The sequence below is a fragment of the Aliiroseovarius subalbicans genome (assembly GCF_022678625.1).
In the GTDB taxonomy this organism is placed as follows: Bacteria; Pseudomonadota; Alphaproteobacteria; order Rhodobacterales; family Rhodobacteraceae; genus Aliiroseovarius_A; species Aliiroseovarius_A subalbicans.
This window is the reverse complement of record NZ_JALBYQ010000001.1, coordinates 549,741-570,930: the sequence shown is the minus strand read 5'-3', so window position 1 is coordinate 570,930 and position 21,190 is coordinate 549,741. Positions and strand designations below refer to the sequence as shown.

Below are 21,190 nucleotides of genomic sequence, written 5' to 3'. Positions count from 1 at the left end.
TCCGGGCCACTGCAAGCAGCCCGGAGCGAACATGATCAGAAGATCACATGTCGGTGTATTTCGCCACCAGTTCCTGGGCCAGGGCCACCATGCCAGCGCCGTCCAGGCCCTTGGAGGTCATCTCTTCCGCCCAGGCAGCGGTCTGCGCGTCGCCAATAGCTTTCAGCTCGGCCACGACACCGGCGTCCATCGTGTGGATCTTGTTGTCGGTGCCTGCGGTCAGCTCTTCGCCAGCGGTGTCGCCGGTATCCATTGCCTTACCGGCCAGACCCGAGGCTTCCACACCGGAGTTGGCGTCGATGACGGCTTTCAGGTCGTCAGGCAGGCTGGCATAGGTGTCCTTGTTCATCGCCCAGATGAAGAAGGTGTTGTACAGCGCGCGGTCGCCACCGATTTGGGTGTGGCTGTCGGCCAGTTCATGCACCTTCAGCGGCGGAACGATTTCCCACGGAATCACGCCGCCGTCCACAACGCCTTTGGACAGCGCTTCGGGGAAGGCCGGAACCGGCATGCCCACGGGCGTCGCACCCAGGGTTTCCAGCAGCGCATTCGCCTGACGCGAGGGTCCGCGCAGTTTCAGGCCCGAGAAATCGGATGCGCTCATCAGCGGGTCGCCCTTGGTGTGGATCACACCGGGGCCGTGCACGTGCACCGCCATCAGGTGAACGTCACCCATGCGCTCAACACCGTATTTCTGGGTATAGTCCCAGGCGGCCTTCGACGAGGCTTCGGCGCTCATCGAGGTCATGAACGGCAGTTCGAAGGCTTCCGATTCCGGGAAACGGCCCGGCGTGTAGGCGGGCAGCGCCCAGCCACAGTCGATCACGCCATCGCGGATCTGGTCATACAGCGCCGGGGGTTTGCCGCCCAGCTGCATCGCCGGGTACAGCTCAACCTTGATGCGGCCACCGCTGTCGGCTTCGATCTTCTCGGCCCAGGGCTCCATGAAGTAGCGCGGCACCGAACCTTTCGGCGACAGAAAGTGCTGACAGCGCAGCGTCACGTCCTGCGCGAAGCCTGCCGTGGCGCTGAGGCCCAGGGCGACGGCGCCTGCCAGGACTGAGTTGAGGGTCATTTTCATTTCGTTCTCCTCCCAAAAAATACGAAATCTGGTGTTCTTTGTATCGTGCGTCGGGGTGGATGCGAAATCCAAAACCCGTCCGGTGGTATAAAAACAAGCTATTCGAGTCAGGGCAACATAAAATCGACCGCGCGGTCGGTTTTAATCGCCTTCCTCTCCTGTTCCTGTCGCGTTGCAGGGGTTTTAAGGTCCGGTCGTTGCGTTCGCAACGGTTCATTTCCCGAACCGGCGCGCAATTCCCTTAACATGTTAAAAACCCACGTTTCTTTTTTTTCGGCCCTATAGCCGCTCGGCGCTGAAGGTGTCGCAGGCGCGCATGTCTCCACTTTCAAACCCTGTGGCGAACCAACGCTGCCGTTGTTCGGACGTGCCGTGGGTAAAGGTGTGCGGCATAGGTGTGCGGCCTGCGTTGCGTTGCAGCGTATCGTCGCCGATCTGCTTGGCTGCATTCATTGCCTCGGCAATGTCGCCGCGTTCCAACGACCCGAATCGCGCCTGCGCCGCGCGTGCCCAGATGCCCGAGTAACAATCGGCCTGCAATTCGATCCGTACCGAGATCGCGTTCGATTCTGCCTCGCTCACCTGCTGCCGGATCCGGTTGGCCTGGCCCAGAATGCCCAGTTCGTTCTGCACATGGTGCGCCACTTCGTGCGCCACCACATAGGCCGCGGCAAAGTCGCCCTTGGCGCCCATCTGGCGCGACATCGTGGTGAAAAACTCGGTGTCCAGATACACTTTCTTGTCACCGGGGCAAAAGAACGGCCCGGTCGCACCCGAGGCACCGCCGCAGGCCGATTGCGTCACACCCTTGTAAAGCACCAGCGTGACGGGGGTGTATACCTCACCCACCTGCCGGCGGAAAATGTCAGCCCAGACCTCCTCGGTATCGGCCAGCGTGACGGACACAAACTCGCCCGCCTGCTTGTCGGCTTCGGTGATCTCACCGCCGCCGCCTCCTGCGATGCCGCCCTGCCCTTCCAGCAAAGGCGTCACGTCAACACCTGCGAAATACCCGATCGCCAACACGATCAGAAGGCCAACGCCACCGATCTGTGCGCCCTTTGCGCCACGTCGATCCTCGATATTGCGGCTACCACGCCGTCCCTGCCATTTCATCACTCATACTCCTTGTCGCTCACGGCCAGTTTACCGTGCCGGGACGCCCCCGCAACCGTTCATCCCTTGACCCCGCTCGCGCCCCGTGGTGTGACGGGCGAAACGAACGGGGCACGCATGATCAAAGGGCTTTACGACTGGACCATTCGGATGGCCGAGGCGCCCTATGCGCTTTGGGCGCTGGCTGTCGTTGCCTTCGCCGAAAGCTCGTTCTTCCCGATCCCGCCCGATATCCTGATGATCCCGATGATCATCGCGCGCCCGAACAAGGCATTCCTGATTGCCGGTGTCGCGCTGGTGGCCAGCGTTCTTGGCGGCGTCCTGGGTTATTACATCGGCTGGGGACTATTCGAGGCTGTCGGCAGGCCAGTGCTGGAGTTCTACGGAAAGACCGACCAGTTCGGCACCTTCACCGAGACCTACAACGCCTATGGCGCCTGGGCAGTTCTGATCGCAGGCATCACGCCATTCCCTTACAAGGTGATCACCATATTGTCAGGCACCACCAGCCTGAATTTCGGCGTCTTCATGGTCGCTTCGGTGATTGCCCGCGGCCTGCGCTTTTTCATCGTTGCAGCCCTGCTGTGGCAATTCGGAGCACCCATCCGCGATTTCATTGAAAAGCGCCTGGGGCTCGTGTTCACTGCCTTCGTCGTCATCCTTGTCGGCGGCTTTTACCTGGTGAAATTCCTATGACCTTCAACCGACTTGTCCTGTTTGCCGCCCTGGCCGCCGCCGCGATGCTGGCGGGGGCTTTCATGTTCCAGGCCGCGGGCTATGTGCCCTGCCAGATGTGTTTCTGGCAACGCTGGCCACATGGAATTGCCGCCGCGCTGGGTCTGATCGCCGTTCTGACACAACTGCGCGGAGTCGCCTGGTTGGGGGCGCTGACGATGACCATCTCGGCAGGTCTGGGCGCCTACCACACCGGGGTTGAACGCCACTGGTGGCCGGGGCCGGCCTCCTGCACCGGGGGGGATGTCAGCGGCGTTTCGGCCGATGACCTTCTGAACCAGATCCTGAGCGCGCCACTGGTGCGTTGCGACGAAATCCCGTGGCGCCTGTCGGATTGGATTCCGCTCGACATTCTGGACCTGACGATGGCGAATTTCAACGCGGTGGGCAGCCTGGTGCTGGTCGGCGTCTGGATCGCTGCGGCGCGCCGCTAAGCGCCAATCAACAAACCTGTGTGCCGCAGGCACCCCGCCGGATCACGCCCCGTCAGTCCTTGCGCCGCAGCAATTGGCGCAGCACGCCGTGCAGGATCTGCACGTCCGAACGTGTCAGCACCATGCGCGTCCACATGTTGCGCAGGGTCGTCTTCATCCCCGGCGCTTTCTCGGGCGGAAAGAAGAACCCGGCCTCGTCCAGCCGGGCCTCGTAATGGTCCGCAAGGGCTGCGACCTCGCCCGCCTTGGCCCAGTCGGTCTTGGCCATTTCCATCACCTCGGGCACCACATCGCTGCTGTGACGGCGCCATTCATAGGCGGTAAGCAGCACGCATTGCGCCAGGTTCAGGGACGCAAATTCCGGGTTCACCGGGACCGAGATGATCGCGTTGGCCCGCGCCACGTCGTCATTTTCAAGCCCCGCGCGTTCGGGCCCGAACAGGATCGCGACCTTCTTGCCCTCGGCCTGCAGCGCGCGGGCCTGCTGCATCGCCCGCTCCGGGCTCAGCACAGGTTTGGTCAGACCCCGCGACCGCGCGGTGGTGGCAAAGACGTAGTCGCAATCGCCCACCGCCGCATCCAGATCGTCAAACAACCCGGCGCCGTCCAGCACCCGCCCCGCGCCTGAGGCCATCGCCACCGCCTTCGGGTTGGGCCAACCGTCCCGCGGGGCGACAATCCGCATCCGGCTCATGCCGAAATTCAGCATCGCGCGCGCCGCCGCGCCAATGTTTTCGCCCATCTGCGGGCGCACCAGCACGATGGCCGGTTCCGGTCCCAGGTCCGTGTCGTTCATCAAACCACTTCCTTGATCGTCGCGCGCGGTGATACGCTGGGCGGGACCGAAAAGGCAAGTCACCCGCGCATCCCGCAGCCTGCCACATGGCCAAATCGCATTTTCCGGTCTATAGAGCCGTCAGGACCAGACAACAGGAGCCGCAAATGGCCGATCTCGAGCAGCCGCAACTCTACCTCGTCACCCCGCCCGAGTTTGAACTGTCGAGCTTTCCCGATGCGCTGGCCCGGGTGCTCGACAGCGCCGACATCGCCTGCATCCGCCTGGCACTGGCCACCAGTGACGAAGACCGGATCGCCCGCGCGGCCGATGCGCTGCGCGAACAGGCCCATGCCCGCGACATCGCGCTGGTGATCACCGATCACGCGCTGATGGTGGAACGGTTGGGGCTGGACGGGGTGCACCTGTCCGATGGCGCCCGCCGGGTCCGTGCGGTGCGCAAGGATCTTGGCGCGGACGCCATCGTCGGCGCCTTTTGCCATGCCTCGTCCCATGACGGCATGGCCGCCGGTGAGGCCGGCGCGGACTACATCAGCTTCGGCCCGGTCGGCACCACGCCCCTGGGTGACGGCACTCGCGCCGAACACGACCTCTTCCAATGGTGGTCCGAGATGATCGAGGTGCCCGTGGTGGCCGAAGGCGCGCTGGACGCGGACCTAGTGCGCGAATTCGCCCCGGTCACCGACTTCTTCGCAATCGGCGACGAGATCTGGCGCCACGATGACCCGGCCGCAGCCCTTGCCGCGCTGGTTGCCGCAATGAGCTGACGGTGGATCGGGCATGGATCACAAGAACTTTCTCAAGACCCTGCCCGCCCAGACGAATATTAACCTGCACCGTATCACGAACGGCCCCGGCCTGCGCGCGCTTGTGTTGCATGGCGGACTGATCGTGGCCCTTGCCACGATGGTTGCTTTACGCGTGCCGCTTTGGCCGCTTCTGATGCTCCCGCTTGGCATCGCGCTGGCCTTTACCTTCACGCTGCAACACGAATGTACCCATCGCACCCCGTTCGCCTCCGCGTGGTTGAACGAAGCCGTGGGCCATGCCTGCGCCCTGATCCTGCTGCAACCCTTCGCGTGGTTTCGCGCCTTTCACATGGCGCATCACCGGTTCACCAATGATCCCGACCGCGATCCGGAATTGCAGGGTGAGGCGAAACCCGAAAGCTGGCGCGCGATGGCCTGGCACCTGTCCTGCGTGTCGTATTGGCGCGACAAGCTGGTGCTGTTGGCGCGAAATGCGTTTGGAAATCCAGCCAGCCCCCATATCCCGCCCCGTGCCCATGCTCGCTTGCGGCGCGAGGCACGGCTGTTGATCACAGCCTATATGCTTTGCCTGCTGTCGCTGACCGTCACACCGCTTCTGCTCACGATCTGGTTGATCCCACTGGCCCTGGGGTTCCCGGTGCTGCGCCTGTATCTGCTGGCCGAACATGGCCGCTGTGCCCATGTGCCAGACATGTTTCGCAACACGCGCACCGTGCTGACCACCCCGCTGATCCGGCTCCTGGCCTGGAACATGCCGTGGCACGCCGAGCATCACACGATGCCGAACGTGCCGTTTCACCGGTTGTCAGATCTGCACGCGCTGATCCGCTCCCATCTGGTTGAGGTCGAAGACGGTTATGCAAGCTTTGCGCGGCACTATACCGACGGGTTTTCCGACCCCTGATCGCGCGGCGCATGGTCAAGCCCGGCCAGCGCCAGCGGTGCGCGCACGGTCGCCTCGCAATAGCCCGCCAGTGCCTTGCGGCTGTCGAACTCCGAGACCCGCACCGGTTCGTGATAGACAAGTTCGACCCGCCCCGGTCGCGCGCAGGCCAGCACCTTGAGCAGGTGCGGCCCGAAGTCCATGTCGCCCCACCAGCCATAGAACCGGCTATCGGCCCCCTTGGGCGCGTGATAGATCACCGTCACAGGTTGAACATGCATCACCTCGCGCAAATGCGGGGTGAAGAACGCGGCAAACAGCGTTGATTTGAAGGGCAGAACCCGGCGGCTGTCCGTGCTGGTGCCCTCGGGGAAAAACAGCAGCTTGTGGCCGGCGTCCAACCGGGTTTCGAACAGTTTCACCTGCGCTGCCGCCTCACGCCGGTCCCGGTTGATGAACACGGTGCCGGTGGCGCGCGCCAGCCAGCCGATGCCGGGCCATGCGGCGACCTCGGCCTTCGACACGAAATAGACGCGCTTTTTCGCGTTCAGCGCAAAGATATCCAGCCAGGAGGAATGGTTCGCCACAACGGCCCCGATACGCCGCATCTGGTGGCCGGAGGTGGCAAAGCCGATGCCAAGAACCACGAAGGCCGTGCGACAGACCGCCTGGGTGATGAACGGGGTCAGCGGGCGCTTCACCCCGAACAGAGGGCGCTCGATCAATCGCAGCAAAAGCAGGACGATCAGCCCGCCGAACACCAGCACCGCCAGCACCAGCCCGCGCAGAACGGCCCGGATCCAACCAAGCGGTTCGATGGATGTTTCCGGCGGCTCGCTGCCTGCCCCCCAGCCGACGCTCATGCTACGCGCCCCGACCGGAACCGCGCGCGGGTGGCCTCGGGAATTTCGGCCGTGTCCAGCACCAGGCAGACATCGGTCGTATTGAACGCATGGTCGATAAAGGCGCCGTCCCCGACATGGCCGCCCAGCCGCAGATAGGCTTTGATCAACGCGGGCGTGGCCTTCATCGCCGCCAGCCGGTCGATCCCGGCCTCCGCCATCAGGTTCATCGCCTGGTAATGCTGGGGCAGCGCGCGCGGGCGCAGGGCCTCGGGGGCCAAATGCCGATGATGCAAAAGCGACAGCGGCGCCTTCAACGCGCCAATGTCGGTGCCGTGAAAACTGGCCACCCCGAACAGAACCTCAATTCCGTGTTCGGCGACATAATCCGCAAGCCCCGCCCACAGAACCATCATCGCAGTACCGCCGCGATAGGCCGGGTGCAGGCAGGATCGTCCCAGTTCCAACAGCCGCCGGCCCGACGTCTTCAGCGGGGTCAGGTCGTATTCACCTTCGGAATAGAACCGCCCGATCTGCGCTGCCTGATCGTCGCGCAGCAGGCGATAGACCCCGACCACATCGCCCCCACGGGCCTGATCGAACAACAGTAGGTGATCGTAAAACGGGTCGAATTCGTCCTGCTCCAACCGTGCCTCATGGTCCACCAGGGCGCCGTCGCCGCCCAGTTCCTCTACAAAGACGTCATAGCGCAGCTTCTGCGCCGCACGCAGATCGGCCGTGTCCCGGGCCAGGCGCAGCACAAAATCAGGGGCGGCGGGCATAGTTGTTAACCTTTCGGTAACCTTCGGCGGGTTCTATGGGGCGATATGGGGATTGGCAAGCAAGCGTCAAGTTTGACACACTTTATGGTTGTGATACCGTTCCGCCCACCGCCTGCAATTGTTTCAGGAGTCAAACACCGGCAACAGCTCAACCCGCGATGTTTCGATCACCCGTTTACCGGAATGTTCGAAGTTCACCGTAACCTTGCCCGCGATATTGCTCTGCACCTGCCCCAGCCCCCAGTCGGGTCGACCGGGATGGCGCACGATCATGCCCGGCTCCAGCAATGCCCCCATGCTTCTCATTTGATATCCCTTTCCAAACACGAGGCCCCACATGTCCGCCCCAACCCGCGATCTGAACGCCCTATTGGGTTCGCGCATCTGTCACGACCTTATCAGCCCTCTGGGCGCGATCGGCAATGGGGTTGAGCTGATGCAGCTTTCCGGCCAGGCGGAAAGCCCGGAAATGGCGTTGATTGCCGAAAGCGTCGAAAACGCGAACCTGCGCATCCGCTTTTTCCGCATCGCCTTCGGTGCAGCCAGTGACGGGCAGATGGTCGGTGAAAAGGAAGTCCGCACCGTGCTGGCGCCGGGCGTGGACGGGCGCAAGCTGGAAATCGACTGGGCGCTCACCGGCGACCAGCCGCGCACGGTGGTGAAGGTGATCTTCCTGATCCTGCAATGTTTCGAAAGTGCGATGCCCTGGGGCGGGCACCTGCGCGTCAGCCATGATGGCGACCACTGGAAGGTGGCGGGCGAGGCTGAACGGCTGAAGGTCGACCCGGACCTGTGGGAGCTGTTGTCGAACCCCGGCGCCGAGGTTGATCTGGCCGCCGCCCAGGTGCAGTTCGCCCTGATCGGGCCCGAGTTGAAACGGCAAGGCCGCAAACTGGGCCTCACCGTGTCCGAGCATTCGATCAGCGTGGAATTTTGAGGCACGAAATTTTCTAGAAAATTTCGCCCGATACGTTTTTCTAGAAAAACGTGTTACGCCCGTGTGGTTCCGTCCCCGGTCACGAGATACTTGAACGACGTCAGCTGCATCGCGCCCACCGGGCCGCGGGCATGCATCTTGCCAGTGGCAATGCCGATCTCCGCGCCCATGCCGAACTCGCCCCCGTCCGCAAACTGGGTCGAGGCATTACGCATCAGAATCGCGCTATCCAGCCGCTGAAAGAACCGCGCCGCCGCGGCGTCATCCTCGGTCAGGATCGCGTCGGTGTGATGCGAGCTGAAGGCGTTGATATGCGCGATCGCGCCGTCCAGATCGTCCACGATCCGCGCGGCGATGATGCTGTCGAGGAATTCCTTGCCCCAGTCCTCGTCGCCTGCGGCCTGCGTGCCGGTAAGGCCGGGACCCGCGTGCACTGCAACTCCGGCGGCCATCAGCGCATCCAGCACCTCCTGCCCCAGGCCGACCGCGTCCTTGTGGATCAGAAGGCATTCCGCCGCGCCGCAGATCCCGGTGCGCCGGGTCTTGGCGTTCATCACCACTGCGTGGGTCTTGGCCGGGTCCGCCGCCTTGTCGATATAGACATGCACGATGCCTTCGAGATGGGCAAAGACCGGCACGCGGGCCTCGCGTTGCACCAGCCCCACCAGCCCCTTGCCGCCACGCGGCACGATCACGTCGACATGGTCGGTCATGGTCAGCATTTCGCTGACCGCCGCCCGGTCGCGGGTGGGCACGCGCTGAATGGCGTCCTCGGGCAGGCCGGCGGCACGCAGCCCATCCTGCAGGCAGGCATGGATCACGCCGGCCGAGTGAAAGCTTTCCGAGCCGCCGCGCAGGATCACCGCGTTGCCAGCCTTGAGGCACAGCGCGCCCGCGTCCGCCGTCACGTTCGGACGGCTTTCATAGATCACACCGATCACGCCCAGCGGCGTGCGCACGCGCTGGATGTGGATGCCCGAGGGGCCGTCCCATTCGGCCATCACCTGGCCGACCGGATCCTCCTGCCCCGCCACCGCGCGCAAGCCCTCGCACATGGCATGAATGCGGTCTTCGTCCAGCATCAGCCGGTCCATCATTGCCGGGCTCAACCCCTTGTCGCGGCCAAAGTCCATGTCGGCTGCGTTTGCCGCGATGATCTCGTCACGCCGGGACCAACAGGCATCGGCCGCTGCCTCAAGTGCGCGCTGTTTCGCCGCCGCCGGGGCAAAGGCCAGCTGCGCCGCCGCCGCTTTCGCGCGGGTGCCAATGTCGTGCATCAGGGCGGGAATGTTCGTCGTGTCTGTCATGTCGGGGCCTTTGGATTTTGTGCCTTGGGCAAGGATATTTGTAGAAAGATGAAAGTCAAAGTGCGCCTTAGAGCGCCATGTCGTCGCGGTGGATCAGCGCCGCACGGCCTGGATAGCCCAGCGTCGCCTCGATCTGGTCCGAGCGTTTGCCGCGGATCGCCTGCGCCTCGGCTGCGGTATAGCGGGCAAGACCTGCGCCCAGATGGGTGCCATCGGGGCCGTGAATGTCCACCGGATCGCCCCGGTCGAAGTCGCCGGTCACGCGGGTGACGCCTGCGGGCAGCAGCGATTTACCGGAGGCCAGCGCGCGCGCGGCCCCTGCGTCTACAATGATGTCGCCCTGGGGTTTCATCGCGGAAATCCAGTGCTTGCGCGCCGTCTTCGGGTCAGAGCGCGCGGTGAACAGCGTGGACGGCGCGCCTGCGGCCAGCGTTTTCAACGGGTTCAGGCGCCCGCCTTCGGTGATCGTCATCGCGCAGCCCGCGCCGGTCGCGGTTTTAGCGGCCATCACCTTGGTTTTCATCCCGCCCTTGGACAGGCCCGATCCCGCATCGCCCGCCACCGCCTCGATCTCGGGGGTGATGGTGTCGACCACGTCGAACCGGGTCGCCGCAGGGTCGGTTTTTGGATTGCCGGAGTAGAGCCCGTCGACGTCCGACAGCAGCACCAGGTGATCGGCCCCAATCGTTACCGCCACTTGCGCCGCCAGCCGGTCATTATCACCGAAGCGAATTTCATCGGTCGCCACCGTGTCGTTTTCGTTCACGATCGGCACAACACCAAGCGACAACAGTGTTTCAAGTGTCGCGCGGGAATTGAGATAGCGGCGGCGATCAGCGGAATCCTCAAGCGTCACCAGCACCTGCGCCGTGGTCAGCCCCAGCGGCGCCAGCACCTCTTCATAGGCACGTGCCAGGCGGATCTGGCCCACGGCTGCGGCGGCCTGGCTTTGCTCCAGCGCCAGGTCAGTGGCAGGCAGGCCCAGCACCCCGCGTCCCAGCGCGATGGACCCGGACGAGACCAGCACGACGTCGGCCCCGCGTGCCTTCACCTCGGCCACGTCAGCGGCCAGCGAGGCTAGCCAATCCGCCTTCAACGTCCCCGTCGCCGCATCGACCAGAAGGGCCGAGCCGATCTTGACGACGATGCGTTTGGCCGTGCTCAGGGACGCCATGCCTCGGTCTCCTCACCGGCTGCTTTCAGGCGCAGTTTGCCTTCGTCGATCTGAGCCCGCAGGGCGCGCAGCACCTCCACGGTGCCCTGCTGCGCCACACCGGACATGGTCAGGACCGGGCCTGCGACGGCCTCCAGTTCGGCCCGCTTCTCGGCCAACTCGTCTTCGTCCAGCGCGTCGATCTTGTTCAGGACCGTGACGCGCGGCTTGTCGCCCAGGATGTCGCCATAGGCTTCGATCTCGGTCACGATGGTCTGCCAGTCAGCGGCCACGTCCTCGGATGTGCCATCGACCAAGTGTAACAGCACCGAACAGCGCTCGACATGGCCCAGGAACAGGTCGCCCAGCCCCCTGCCCTCGGAGGCACCTTCGATCAGGCCGGGAATGTCGGCGACGACGAATTCAACCTCATCCACCCCGACGACGCCCAGGTTGGGCACCAGCGTGGTGAACGGGTAATCCGCGATCTTCGGCCGCGCGTTCGAGGTGGCGGCCAGGAAGGTCGATTTACCTGCGTTTGGCAGGCCCAAAAGGCCCACGTCAGCGATCAGTTTGAGGCGCAGCCACAGGGTGCGTTCGATCCCCGCCTGGCCGGGATTGGCGCGGCGCGGTGCCTGGTTGGTCGAACTTTTGAAATGCAGGTTGCCAAAGCCACCGTTGCCGCCCTTGGCCAGCAGAACCTTCTGCCCGACCTCGGTCAGGTCGGCGATGACGGTTTCTTCGTCTTCGTCCAGGATCTCGGTGCCGACAGGAACGCGCAGTATGATATCGCTGCCATCCGGGCCAGTCCGCTGCTTGCCCATGCCCGGCGTTCCGTTCTTGGCGAAGAAATGCTGCTGATAGCGAAAATCGATCAACGTGTTCAGTCCCTCGACCGCCTCGGCATAGACGCTGCCGCCCTTGCCGCCGTCGCCGCCATCGGGCCCGCCGTATTCAATGTATTTCTCACGCCGGAAGGACACGCAGCCGCCGCCGCCCGCACCGGAGCGGATGTAGACCTTGGAGAGATCGAGAAATTTCATGGGTTGGCTGCCTTTGATGATGTGGGCATTGCGATAGAGGGAAACGGGCGTAGGCTCAAGGCTTATGGGCGGCGGAGTATGACAGGCCGCGAGAAGATGCCGTGTTTAACTTGTTTCACGTTCCTGCCAATCCGCGCGGGTAAGGCACATGTTTTTCATTATAACATCAGCCCCTTGCGCGCAGGAGTGAATGTTTCCCTCACTCACGGGACGAAACCCCAAGCTGGTCAGCACCGCCGCCGAGGCAAGGTTGCCGTCGAAATAGCCGCTTTTCAACTCGTCCTCGTCCCGGTGGCGGAAATACCAATCCACCAGCGCCGAGGCCGCTTCGCGCATAAAGCCCTGGCCGTGGTGCGCCCGGCCCAGCCAATAGCCCAGCGAGGTGCCGATGCCGATCACGCCGATCACCCCGGTGTCGGCTTCGATTGCCAAGCCCTCCAACGGGTCAGTGCCGGACAGGAACGTCAGGAAATCGTCGAAATCCGCGGTGCCATAGGGAAACGGCACCACCGTCAGCCAGCGCGAGACCTCATAGTCATTCAGCGCGGCAACGATCGCGTCGCGGTCCGTGTCGCGCAAAGGTCGAAGCCGCAAGCGTCGGGTTTCGATTAGAATTTCAAGTTCCAGATCAAAGCCCTACCCCATCCTCTTCAAGTAGGTCCAGGTTGGCAGATTGGAGGCACGGGCCACCGAATGACTTTCCGCATCACCAATATATTCGAATCCCGCATTGGTCAGCACCCGGGCCGAGGCCGGGTTGTCCTGAAACACCTCGGCAAAGATGGTCCGGTTGTTGAGCGGGTTGGCCTCGACCAACGCGCGCACAGCCTCGGACGCAATACCTGCGTTCCAGAAGGCGGGCGCGACCCAATAGGACAGCTCGGACTGGTCGCGGTCCATGCGCGCCAGGTTGAGCAGGCCCAAAACCTCGCGATTGCCATCGCGTGCGCCGTCGATCATCCAGACGTCTTCTTTCCGGTTTTCCGACATGATGCGCGCCATGAACGCGTCGGTCGCGCCGGGCGGCAACGGATGCGGGATCGAGCGGGTTTCACGCGCCACGCGTTCATCGCTGGCGTAAAGCTCAATTAGCCCCGCGTCGCTTTTGCGCGGCGGGCGCAGGGTGAACCGCGCGGCTTCGATCAGCGGCTGGTTCAAAATCGTGTCATACATCATGGCTTTCCCTCCTCCGAAAAGCATGAAACGCCCCGAAACGCTGGGACGGTGTCAGATCATATGGGGGCGGTGGGTCGGGATGTCCCGTCCGTTGGCGCCGATAATCCGACAATTTGGTAAACATTCCGCGATCAGATCCCGGAACAGAAAGAAAAAGGGCCGGCGTTTCCGCCGACCCTCTCAATACTTGGAACCTTGAGGTTTCGGCTTACTCTGCGGCCTCCGCCACCGGGAGAACCGAAATAAAGGTGCGGCCCTTGAGGCCGGTATGGAACTTCACGTTACCTTCGGCTGTCGCGAAGATGGTGTGATCCTTGCCCATGCCAACGCCTTCGCCTGGCCACATCTTGGTCCCGCGCTGACGCACGATGATGTTGCCCGGAATGACGAGCTCGCCGCCATATTTCTTCACGCCAAGGCGGCGACCTGCTGAGTCGCGACCGTTACGGGAGGAACCGCCTGCTTTTTTATGTGCCATGTTGTCTCTCCTTCGCCTTGCTTATTTCGCCAGCTTCTTGGCTTGGTCAACCCAGCCTTCACGCTCGATGCGGCCTTTGAAGGACAGTTTTTCGTCCATCTCGGCAATGTCATCGGCACCCCAGCCCGCGATCTGCGCGAACGTGGTCACGCCAGCTGCGTGCAGTTTCTTTTCCAGTGCCGGACCCACGCCCGACAGTTCCTTCAGGTCGTCCGCACCGGCGGCAGCCTTGGCGGCTTTCGCAGGCTTGGCAGCCTTCTCTTCTTTCTTCGGCGCAGCCTTCTTGGCCTTCTTGGCCGGAGCCGCCGCGGCAATCGCAGCGCCAGACACCGAACCGGCACCGATCGCAGCTTTCACGCCCGACTTGTCGGCGCCCTTTTCCAGGATCTCGGTGATCTTCACCAGCGTCAGTTGCTGACGGTGACCCTTGGTGCGCTTCGAGCTGTGCTTGCGGCGACGCTTGACAAAGTTGATGACCTTGTCGCCCTTGATCTGGTCGATGACTTCGGCCTGGACGCCGGCACCATCAATGGTGGGCGCACCAACGGTCGAGCCGACCATCAGAATTTCATTGAACTGGACGGTTTCACCCGCCGTTGCGGCCAGCTTCTCGACACGCAGCATATCGCCTGCCTGAACCTTGTATTGCTTGCCGCCGGTTTTCATAACCGCAAACATGTGGTCTTCCTTCGTATTTCCGCGTTCTGTGGCCCCGGATCATCCGGCGTTTCGGCATTTGCCGCCGCGAACAGCGCGTCTTTGGTGACGTGATTGTAGAATCCTTCGGGGACCTTCCCCGCCGGAATGCGGGCTTATCCGGCCATTCGCGTGCCAAGTCAAGCGAAAACAGCGACTTTTCATATGCTGCGTTCGCCTTTGCGGTTGTCGCCAAGGGTCTGACATATTACCTCGGAGGAAAGTGGAAATACAGGTGGAATTCATGCTTCCTTTGAACGCGAACCAGATCCCCATTCTCTATAAGAACGCAGTCGCGCTGATGCGGAGCGGCAAAGCGCCCGAAGCGATCAAGGCGTTCCAGGATCTTGCCCGCATGGCCCCCAGTCGGGCTGAGTTCGAGTTTCACATCGGTCAGATGCTGTTTGCACGTGCTGAAATCCGCCCTGCGTTAAAGAACTTTGCGAAAGCAGCCAGCAAGGCGCCTGGACAAAAAGCTATCTGGTTGGCCTATGCCGACGCGCTTGCATCGCTTGGCGACAAGGAGGCCATCGAGGAAGCACGTCAGGCCTTGATAAAGTCCCCACTGAATGGGTTGGATCGCAAGGAAATCCGCCGGCGGATGCAGAAGACGCAAACCTCATCCAAACGCACAACAACCGGTGTCGACGCCAAGCAGATCCAAGCTTTCCTGCGCATGATCGAAACCGGGAAGGCGGCGAGCGTTGTACAGGAAACCGAAATTCTGACCCGTGCGAACCCGAAAAACGAAATCCTGTTCAACGTGCACGCAATCGGCCTGTCCGCCCTGGGCCGGTTTGACGAGGCTGAACAAGCTTTCAAGAGGGCACTGGAACTTGACCCTAAGTATCCGGAAGCGCGCGCGCACTACGGAGAAGTTCTTTTGCAGATGGGACGTCGACTGGATGCAATGCCGCAATTGAAGATTGCGCGCACGCTTATTCCAAACTCGCCCATCGTACTTGGAAACCTGGGGCGCCTCTACCTGGAATTGGGCCGGCCAAATGATGCGCTGGATTGCCTGAACGCCTTGCTGAAAACCACTCCAAACGTGCCCATCGCATTGTATTCGCGTGGCATTGCTTACCAGATGAAGCAGGAAGACAAGGCCGCTTTGGCCGATTTTGATCGGGTTGTAAAACTGGCGCCCGATTTCGCAGACATTCACGCGGTTCGCGCAAAGAGTCTGGTTGGTGACGACGCCATGGCTGCGGCCAAACTGGCAATAAAGCAGGATGAAAACTCCCCAACGGCCTTGGCCACTATGGCAAGTCTGTTGTCGCAGAAAGGCGAATTCGACGCCGCGACCGATATGCTTTTGGGCGCAATTCGACGTGGGATTTCCAAGGGCGGAATGTATCGTCAAATCTCGGTGTCACGAAAATTCACCGTAGACGACCCGCTGATTGCTGAAATGGAGACAGCCTGGGAAGACAACACGCTTGACGCTGACAACCGGGCCGACCTGGGTTTTGCCCTGACCAAAGCCATGGAAGACACCAAGCAATATGACAAAGTCTGGCCCTATCTGAAAACGGCCTGTGATCAGCTCAGCGAAAGCTATCCCTACAACCGGGATAATCCGACCCAGGAAACTGACGCTTTGATGGATTTTTTCAGGGATTTCGATCTGTCGCGGGTCGGCACGACGGGTTACGAAGACGACCAAACCATTTTTGTCACAGGCCTGCCACGCTCTGGTACCACCCTTGTGGAGCAGATCGTGTCCAGCCACAGCACGGTGACCGGAACGGGCGAGATCGGCATCTTCTCCAACTATGCGGCGGAGCTGCGCAGCGCGTACGAAGAGCAAACTGTCTCACAGGTTTCGGATAAAGAGCTGGTTGCGCTCGGAAAACGGTATTCAGAAGAAGTGCGCGCCCGCTTTCCCGAGGCAGATCGCACCGCGGACAAATCCATCGGGACCTTCCAGTTGGCCGGTTTGAATTGGTTGTCGATGCCAAATTCGAAACTTGTGGTCCTGCGCCGTGACCCGCGCGACAACCTGTTTTCGATTTTCAAGAATCGCTTTGCCAGTGGGCAGCACCTGTACAGCTATGATCTGGAAACCCTGGTCGAAGTTTATCGCAACTTCTTGAGAATGCTTGATTTCTGGCGCGAAATTGCGCCGGATCGGATGTATGAGATCCAGTATGAAGAACTGGTCGCCAACCCCGAGGCTGAAACTCGCAAGCTGCTGGAGTTTTGTGATCTTGAGTGGGAAGACGACTGTTTGAATTTCCACCAGAACAAGCGCCAGGTGAACACGCTCAGCGTCTACCAGGTGCGACAGCCGATGTACAAAAGCTCGGTCGCGGCCTGGCGTCGTTACGAAGAGCATTTGGGACCGTTGCTGGATGGGCTGAAGGGCATGGAAGGCCTGCGCGATTAAAGCTTCTCCCTGGTCAGGGACTGCCCCGCCGGCACGCCCAGCCAGGCCGAGGCGTCCAGGAATTTGATGCCGCAACCCGCGATCGCAGGGGCATGGCGGCCGTCAGGCCAGGCCCGCCCTGCGTCGATTGTCGCCTGCTCCAAGCCGGCGGCCATCGCTGGCCGCGCCCAGTGCCCAAAGGGCACGATGCGCACAAGGGCCGGGCTGTCGAAAAACGTGATCGGGACGTCGCTTGTCAGAGGTCTTGTTGCGGGTGAAGCTTGGCCAAGGCCGCAGCCAAGCGCTCATAGCGTTCGGCCATGATCTCAAACTGGATCGCGTTCAGGACCTCATAGACCTGGCGCATCTCGGGCTGCTCCAGCGCGGCAACGTAGTCGGTCAGCTCTTGATCACTCAGATCCCGGTAGGCATAGGCCGAGTTCAGCATGGCATAGAGCTCGATTTCCCGACGCATGGCCGGTGCCTGTTCCTGAAACATACCACGCAGGTCTTCTTCGCTGATGTCCATGTCGATCGCCCCTGCCCGGCTTGCCGCCAGCAGATATCGCACCTGAAGCTCGATCACACTACGCACCGAGTTGTCCATGCCGCCGATCGCCGCGTTCATGTCGCCAAACAGCTCAAGACGCGGGGCGTTGTCTGCGACCAGCCCTTCAAGGATGCTTTGCGCTTCGGCGTATTTTTCGGCGTCTGGCGCCATATGTGCGGCGTTTTCGACCTCGACAAGACGCTGCCCCAGCGCGCTTGCGTAAAAAGAAGCGCCATGATCGACCAACGCCACGGGCATCACCGCTTCCATCATGTCCAGCGCACGGGTGATCATCTCATCGGGCGCAAAGATGCGTTCGGCCAGCTGCGTCCATTGCAGACCAAAGTCGCTGGGCGCCGTCCCCGCCAGCCCCGGCCCGGCCATCGCGCCCTGCTGAAGGCTTTCAATGGCCACGTCGAAACCTGTGATTTCCAGAAACGCCCGCATCTTGTCGCGATCCGCCGCTTGTGCGCCGATGGCCCAGGCCAATACCGCGAAAACCGCTAGAACCCCTTGAAAACCCTGCCTGAACCGCATGCTGTTGCCCATCTTGATGACCTCGGTTCTAATGAGCTTAGTCTGCTGCCGATCCGCTGCCAAGGTCTGCGGCGCACACAAAGTTGCGACCCGCGGCGTTCTGCTTGCGAAAAACCTGTTGCACAGACCCGCGACACACACTAAACCGCCCCCGACCCCCGCGGAGAGGTGCCGGAGTGGTCGAACGGGGCGGTCTCGAAAACCGTTGTGGGTGCAAGCCCACCCAGGGTTCGAATCCCTGTCTCTCCGCCACTATCCCCCCAGGGACATGGCACGACGAAACCGCCGGGTGAACCGTGTCCGCGGCCCGCCCGCTGTCGGCCTGCTGCCCTCTGCGCGCCAATCAAAAAACAAGCGTGGCGCAGCCACTCCGCTGGATGACGTCAGCCCCGAAATCCGGTTGCAACGACGAATTTCTCAGAGCTGTCCGACCGTGACGACGGCGGCTTCATATAAGACACCTTGTCGAAGTTCTGCTTCAGCATCTTCTGCAGATCCGCTTCCGCGCCGCCAGCCAGAACCTTGGCCACAAAGGTGCCGCCCACGTCCAGAACGTCAAAGGCGAAATAGGCCGCCGCCTCGCACAGCGCCATGATGCGCAAATGGTCGGTCTGCTTGTGGCCCGAGCTGGACGCCGCCATGTCACTCATCACCACGTCCGCCTTACCACCCAGCCAGGTTTTCACCTGTGTGTCAGCGTCATCTTCCATAAAGTCCAACACATGGAACTCGGCACCAGCCAGAGGCTCCATTTCTTGCAGGTCCACGCCCAGAAAGGTGCCCACGGCCTTGCCGGATTTCTCTCCCAGCGAATTGATGCGCGGCACGGCGACCTGTGCCCAGCCGCCAGGCGCACAGCCCAGATCGACAACCCGCGCGCCGTTCACCAGAAACCGAAACTTGTCGTCCAGCTCCATGATCTTATAGGCCGCGCGCCCGCGCATACCCTCGACCTGCGCGCGTGACACGTAGGGGTCGTTCAGCTGCCGCTGCAACCACTTGGTCGACGAGGCGCGGCGCCCGCGCGCGGTCTTGACCTTCACCGTCAGGTCACGCAGCCCGCGCCCCGAGTTCCCCTTCTTGCCACCCTTGCCTTTGCCGTAAACGCCAGCCATTTCAGATATTCCCGTCTTCCAGAACGCCATCGGCGGACATTTGTGAATAAAGCAGCCCCTCGCGCAGCCCCCGGTCCGCGACCGACAGCCGGTCGGTCGGCCAGATGCGCAACAGCGCCTGCAGGATCGCGGAGCCGGACATGATCAGCGCCTGCCGGTCCTTGCCGATACGCGGATCGGCCCGCCGCCCCTGCGGCCCCTGCTCCAGGTAACCCCGGATCACCGCGTCGATCTGGTCGGACGACATGCGCAACCCGTCCACCTTGTTGCGGTCATAGCGTTTCAGCCCCAGATGGGTCGCCGCCACCGTAGTCACGGTGCCCGAGGTGCCAATGATCTGGAACCCCTCGCGAACGTGATCGCCATAGAACGGCAAAAAGCTTTCCAGCTGCTCTTCGAAAAAGCAGCTCATCAACGCGAACCGGGCGCTGTCCTCCTTCACGTCGTCGAATTGTTCGCGCAGCGTCGCCACGCCCAGCGGCACGGAAATCCAATCGACCACCCGCGCGGCCGGGAACGGTCCGGGGTCGGCCATCAGGCTGCCACGCATCCGCATGATCGCGCGCGGGCGCTCAATCGGCGGCACGTTGGACAGGTCGATCCAGACCAGCTCGGTCGAGCCGCCGCCGATATCGACAACCAATAGCTGCTCGGTCTTCATCGACACCAGCGGTGCGCAAGAAATCACCGCCAGCCGCGCCTCTTCCTCGGGTTTGATGATTTCCAGCGTCAGACCGGTTTCCCGTGTCACCATGCGCATGAAATCACGCCCGTTGCGGGCACGACGGCACGCCTCAGTCGCCACCAGCCGCATGTGCGACACGTTGTGTTTTTTCAACTTGCGCTGGCATATCTTCAACGCCTGGATGGTGCGGCCGATCGAGGCGCGCGACAGCCGACCGGACCCTTCCAGCCCGTATCCCAGCTGCACCGATTTTGAGAAACTGTCCACGACGTGAAATTGATTGCCCTTGGGTTGGGCAATCAACATACGGCAACTGTTCGTGCCAAGATCCAGCGCCGCATACAGGCTCACAGGATCTTTCTGGTCAGGCGCGGGTGGCTCAACCGGCTTCGGGAACGCGCCCGCACCCTCGGGACGCTTGGGCGCCATCGTCACGCCCTCCATTTCAAGTTACCTTGAAGATAGGACGGACGACCGGACGGCGCAAGCTACGCCAAGGGGTTTTCGTAGTATGAATCGAGAAAGTCGAACTCACGGGTCAGAAACGGGCGCAGCGCGTCCACCGTCTTTGGTTTCAAGTCATCAAGCCCGATTGCCATCCCGCTTGCGTTCTCTCGTGAAGGTTTGAACTTTTCGCCCGTTCGCTTGGTCAAGTCACTTGCTAATTCGCCCACCTCACTCGTGCGGTACACGCGTGAATAGCGAGCGAGACTAGGGACAAGGAACAATCGCGCGCCAAGCGAGTGGTGCTTTACGACCGACGACGCTTCTCTGTAGCGCTCAAGATTCTGAAAAAAGAAATCCGGGTCGGGATCCTTGGGAAGGTCCACGCGCCCGTTCTTGATCTTTCTGCTGTTGTGCAACTCACGACGCTTGACCACGCGATCCGTGTAACATGCCATCAGGCGTTTGAGTGGGTCGCGCACCACAGCAAACCGAAACCAATCCTCCTGCTCGAACGGCTCCCACCTGTGCGGGCGAAACCGCCGGGTGGGATAAACTTCGTGCCAGGTTCGGTTTGTAATCCGATCTCCAGACGGAAGGGACATCGAATTATCGACCCGCGCCAGCATTGCCTTCACGGTGGAACATGCAGCTTTGGGAAGTGGATTATAGGCGACTTTAAGCGCCGCAACGGAAACGGTCATTTTTCTGCTCTCAATCAATTTCTTTTTTTTCACGAATCTATTTGTGAGGTTCCCTCAGGTCAAGCTCGGCATCAGCTGCATAATCATGTTGAGAATTTTTGACACACCTTGCGGTGGTTTGCCCCCGCGTGCCCCGCTATCAGACAAACAGAACGTCGCAACGCGCCCTCACCATGTCGAAAACAATCCCTGTAAGGGAAACGACGCGGCGTAGGGTCAGGGGACGAGGAGATGAGGAATCGCAATGCCTGACGTAACCATTGTTTTTTGGCGGGACATGCCAGCCCAGGTGATCGTGGGCAAAGGCCGTCGCGGATCGAAAGTGGCTCTGCCTGAACGGTTCGAGCAAGCCATCGACCGCGCCGCGATGAAAAGCGGGGCCGCTGGCACGGATGAATACCTGGCCGAATGGCGCAAGGCCGCACCTTATGCGGTGGACGGGGATCAAGACGAGGTTGCACAAGCCGAGGCCACCCGCATCGACACGGAATATGACCAGGAGCGCCTGAAAGCGCTTATTGCCAACGACGGCCGGGAATGACCCCGCCGCGGATA

General features: G+C 61.9%; 25 protein-coding genes and 1 tRNA gene. 8 read left to right on the top strand and 18 right to left on the bottom strand.

The genetic code is table 11. From position 1 onward, the window contains the following. Positions 1–43: 43 nt before the first annotated feature. On the bottom strand, positions 44–1,081 hold the full coding sequence (locus tag MN188_RS02815) for a TRAP transporter substrate-binding protein (protein WP_242105897.1): 1,038 nt from the start codon (positions 1,079–1,081) through the stop codon (positions 44–46). Between the two features lie 279 nt (positions 1,082–1,360). After that, positions 1,361–2,197, bottom strand: a complete 837-nt coding sequence (gene ypfJ / locus MN188_RS02810) for a KPN_02809 family neutral zinc metallopeptidase (RefSeq protein ID WP_242105895.1) — start codon at positions 2,195–2,197, stop codon at positions 1,361–1,363. 117 nt (positions 2,198–2,314) lie between these two features. Here ypfJ and MN188_RS02805 point away from each other — a divergent pair, with 117 nt between their 5' ends. Beyond that, positions 2,315–2,893, top strand: a complete 579-nt coding sequence (locus MN188_RS02805; RefSeq protein ID WP_242107348.1) for a YqaA family protein — start codon at positions 2,315–2,317, stop codon at positions 2,891–2,893. Continuing rightward, entirely contained in the window at positions 2,890–3,366 is a 477-nt protein-coding gene (locus MN188_RS02800; RefSeq protein ID WP_242105893.1) for a disulfide bond formation protein B, read from the top strand. The genes MN188_RS02805 and MN188_RS02800 overlap by 4 nt, the downstream gene beginning before the upstream one ends. A 52-nt stretch (positions 3,367–3,418) precedes the next feature. Here the strand turns inward: MN188_RS02800 and MN188_RS02795 are convergent, their stop codons facing one another. Beyond that, complete coding sequence (locus MN188_RS02795; protein WP_242105884.1) at positions 3,419–4,162, bottom strand: RNA methyltransferase; 744 nt, start codon at positions 4,160–4,162, stop codon at positions 3,419–3,421. A 146-nt stretch (positions 4,163–4,308) separates the two neighbouring features. Between MN188_RS02795 and MN188_RS02790 the strand changes: the two genes are divergently transcribed. Then, on the top strand, positions 4,309–4,929 hold the full coding sequence (locus MN188_RS02790; protein WP_242105882.1) for a thiamine phosphate synthase: 621 nt from the start codon (positions 4,309–4,311) through the stop codon (positions 4,927–4,929). A 13-nt stretch (positions 4,930–4,942) separates the two neighbouring features. Next, positions 4,943–5,836, top strand: coding sequence for a fatty acid desaturase (locus MN188_RS02785; protein WP_242105880.1), 894 nt, complete (start codon positions 4,943–4,945; stop codon positions 5,834–5,836). Here MN188_RS02785 and olsA read toward each other — a convergent pair. The 3 genes from olsA to MN188_RS02770 form a co-directional block, all read right to left on the bottom strand. Further along, positions 5,809–6,678 carry a lyso-ornithine lipid O-acyltransferase gene (gene olsA / locus MN188_RS02780; RefSeq protein WP_242105878.1) on the bottom strand — a complete coding sequence of 290 codons (870 nt, stop codon included), beginning with the start codon at positions 6,676–6,678 and terminating at the stop codon, positions 5,809–5,811. The genes MN188_RS02785 and olsA overlap by 28 nt on opposite strands. Beyond that, positions 6,675–7,439 carry an L-ornithine N(alpha)-acyltransferase gene (olsB, locus tag MN188_RS02775; RefSeq protein ID WP_242105876.1) on the bottom strand — a complete coding sequence of 255 codons (765 nt, stop codon included), beginning with the start codon at positions 7,437–7,439 and terminating at the stop codon, positions 6,675–6,677. Before olsB ends, olsA begins: the two co-directional genes overlap by 4 nt. A gap of 123 nt (positions 7,440–7,562) precedes the next feature. Continuing rightward, complete coding sequence (locus MN188_RS02770) at positions 7,563–7,736, bottom strand: DUF3553 domain-containing protein (protein WP_420838967.1); 174 nt, start codon at positions 7,734–7,736, stop codon at positions 7,563–7,565. A gap of 40 nt (positions 7,737–7,776) precedes the next feature. Here MN188_RS02770 and MN188_RS02765 point away from each other — a divergent pair, with 40 nt between their 5' ends. Next, a complete protein-coding gene (locus MN188_RS02765) occupies positions 7,777–8,376 on the top strand; it encodes a histidine phosphotransferase family protein (RefSeq protein WP_242105872.1) in 600 nt (199 codons plus the stop codon). 53 nt (positions 8,377–8,429) lie between these two features. Here the strand turns inward: MN188_RS02765 and MN188_RS02760 are convergent, their stop codons facing one another. The 7 genes from MN188_RS02760 to MN188_RS02730 form a co-directional block, all read right to left on the bottom strand. Beyond that, positions 8,430–9,683 carry a glutamate-5-semialdehyde dehydrogenase gene (locus tag MN188_RS02760; RefSeq protein ID WP_242105870.1) on the bottom strand — a complete coding sequence of 418 codons (1,254 nt, stop codon included), beginning with the start codon at positions 9,681–9,683 and terminating at the stop codon, positions 8,430–8,432. 67 nt (positions 9,684–9,750) lie between these two features. Continuing rightward, entirely contained in the window at positions 9,751–10,857 is a 1,107-nt protein-coding gene (gene proB / locus MN188_RS02755) for a glutamate 5-kinase (RefSeq protein ID WP_242105855.1), read from the bottom strand. Then, positions 10,845–11,879 (bottom strand): GTPase ObgE, encoded by a 1,035-nt coding sequence (obgE, locus tag MN188_RS02750; RefSeq protein WP_242105853.1) that lies wholly within the window; start codon positions 11,877–11,879, stop codon positions 10,845–10,847. Before obgE ends, proB begins: the two co-directional genes overlap by 13 nt. A gap of 105 nt (positions 11,880–11,984) precedes the next feature. Then, positions 11,985–12,473: a GNAT family N-acetyltransferase gene (locus MN188_RS02745; RefSeq protein ID WP_242105852.1), complete on the bottom strand. Its 489-nt coding sequence runs from the start codon at positions 12,471–12,473 to the stop codon at positions 11,985–11,987. Positions 12,474–12,515: 42 nt separating this feature from the next. Further along, positions 12,516–13,055 (bottom strand): GNAT family N-acetyltransferase, encoded by a 540-nt coding sequence (locus tag MN188_RS02740; protein ID WP_242105850.1) that lies wholly within the window; start codon positions 13,053–13,055, stop codon positions 12,516–12,518. Between the two features lie 208 nt (positions 13,056–13,263). Next, on the bottom strand, positions 13,264–13,533 hold the full coding sequence (rpmA, locus tag MN188_RS02735; RefSeq protein WP_242105848.1) for a 50S ribosomal protein L27: 270 nt from the start codon (positions 13,531–13,533) through the stop codon (positions 13,264–13,266). A gap of 21 nt (positions 13,534–13,554) precedes the next feature. Continuing rightward, positions 13,555–14,211 carry a 50S ribosomal protein L21 gene (locus MN188_RS02730; protein WP_242105846.1) on the bottom strand — a complete coding sequence of 219 codons (657 nt, stop codon included), beginning with the start codon at positions 14,209–14,211 and terminating at the stop codon, positions 13,555–13,557. Between the two features lie 262 nt (positions 14,212–14,473). Here MN188_RS02730 and MN188_RS02725 point away from each other — a divergent pair, with 262 nt between their 5' ends. Further along, on the top strand, positions 14,474–16,621 hold the full coding sequence (locus MN188_RS02725; protein WP_242105844.1) for a tetratricopeptide repeat-containing sulfotransferase family protein: 2,148 nt from the start codon (positions 14,474–14,476) through the stop codon (positions 16,619–16,621). On the opposite strand, the gene MN188_RS02720 is transcribed toward MN188_RS02725, so the two are convergent. Then, positions 16,618–16,776: a hypothetical protein gene (locus MN188_RS02720; RefSeq protein WP_242105842.1), complete on the bottom strand. Its 159-nt coding sequence runs from the start codon at positions 16,774–16,776 to the stop codon at positions 16,618–16,620. The genes MN188_RS02725 and MN188_RS02720 overlap by 4 nt on opposite strands. A gap of 80 nt (positions 16,777–16,856) precedes the next feature. Next, positions 16,857–17,687: a hypothetical protein gene (locus MN188_RS02715; RefSeq protein WP_242105840.1), complete on the bottom strand. Its 831-nt coding sequence runs from the start codon at positions 17,685–17,687 to the stop codon at positions 16,857–16,859. Positions 17,688–17,849: 162 nt separating this feature from the next. On the opposite strand from MN188_RS02715, the gene MN188_RS02710 reads away from it, so the two are divergent. Continuing rightward, positions 17,850–17,939, top strand: a tRNA-Ser gene (locus tag MN188_RS02710). 131 nt (positions 17,940–18,070) lie between these two features. Here MN188_RS02710 and MN188_RS02705 read toward each other — a convergent pair. From MN188_RS02705 to MN188_RS02695, 3 genes are read right to left on the bottom strand one after another with little or no spacing between them, the layout of a single operon-like run. After that, positions 18,071–18,802, bottom strand: a complete 732-nt coding sequence (locus tag MN188_RS02705) for an RlmE family RNA methyltransferase (protein WP_242105838.1) — start codon at positions 18,800–18,802, stop codon at positions 18,071–18,073. A gap of 1 nt (position 18,803) precedes the next feature. After that, positions 18,804–19,916: a Ppx/GppA phosphatase family protein gene (locus MN188_RS02700; RefSeq protein WP_242107346.1), complete on the bottom strand. Its 1,113-nt coding sequence runs from the start codon at positions 19,914–19,916 to the stop codon at positions 18,804–18,806. A 59-nt stretch (positions 19,917–19,975) separates the two neighbouring features. After that, entirely contained in the window at positions 19,976–20,668 is a 693-nt protein-coding gene (locus MN188_RS02695) for a sulfotransferase family 2 domain-containing protein (protein WP_242105836.1), read from the bottom strand. A gap of 211 nt (positions 20,669–20,879) precedes the next feature. Between MN188_RS02695 and MN188_RS02690 the strand changes: the two genes are divergently transcribed. Continuing rightward, positions 20,880–21,176, top strand: coding sequence for a virulence factor (locus MN188_RS02690; protein ID WP_242105834.1), 297 nt, complete (start codon positions 20,880–20,882; stop codon positions 21,174–21,176). The last annotated feature ends 14 nt before the right edge of the window (positions 21,177–21,190 follow it).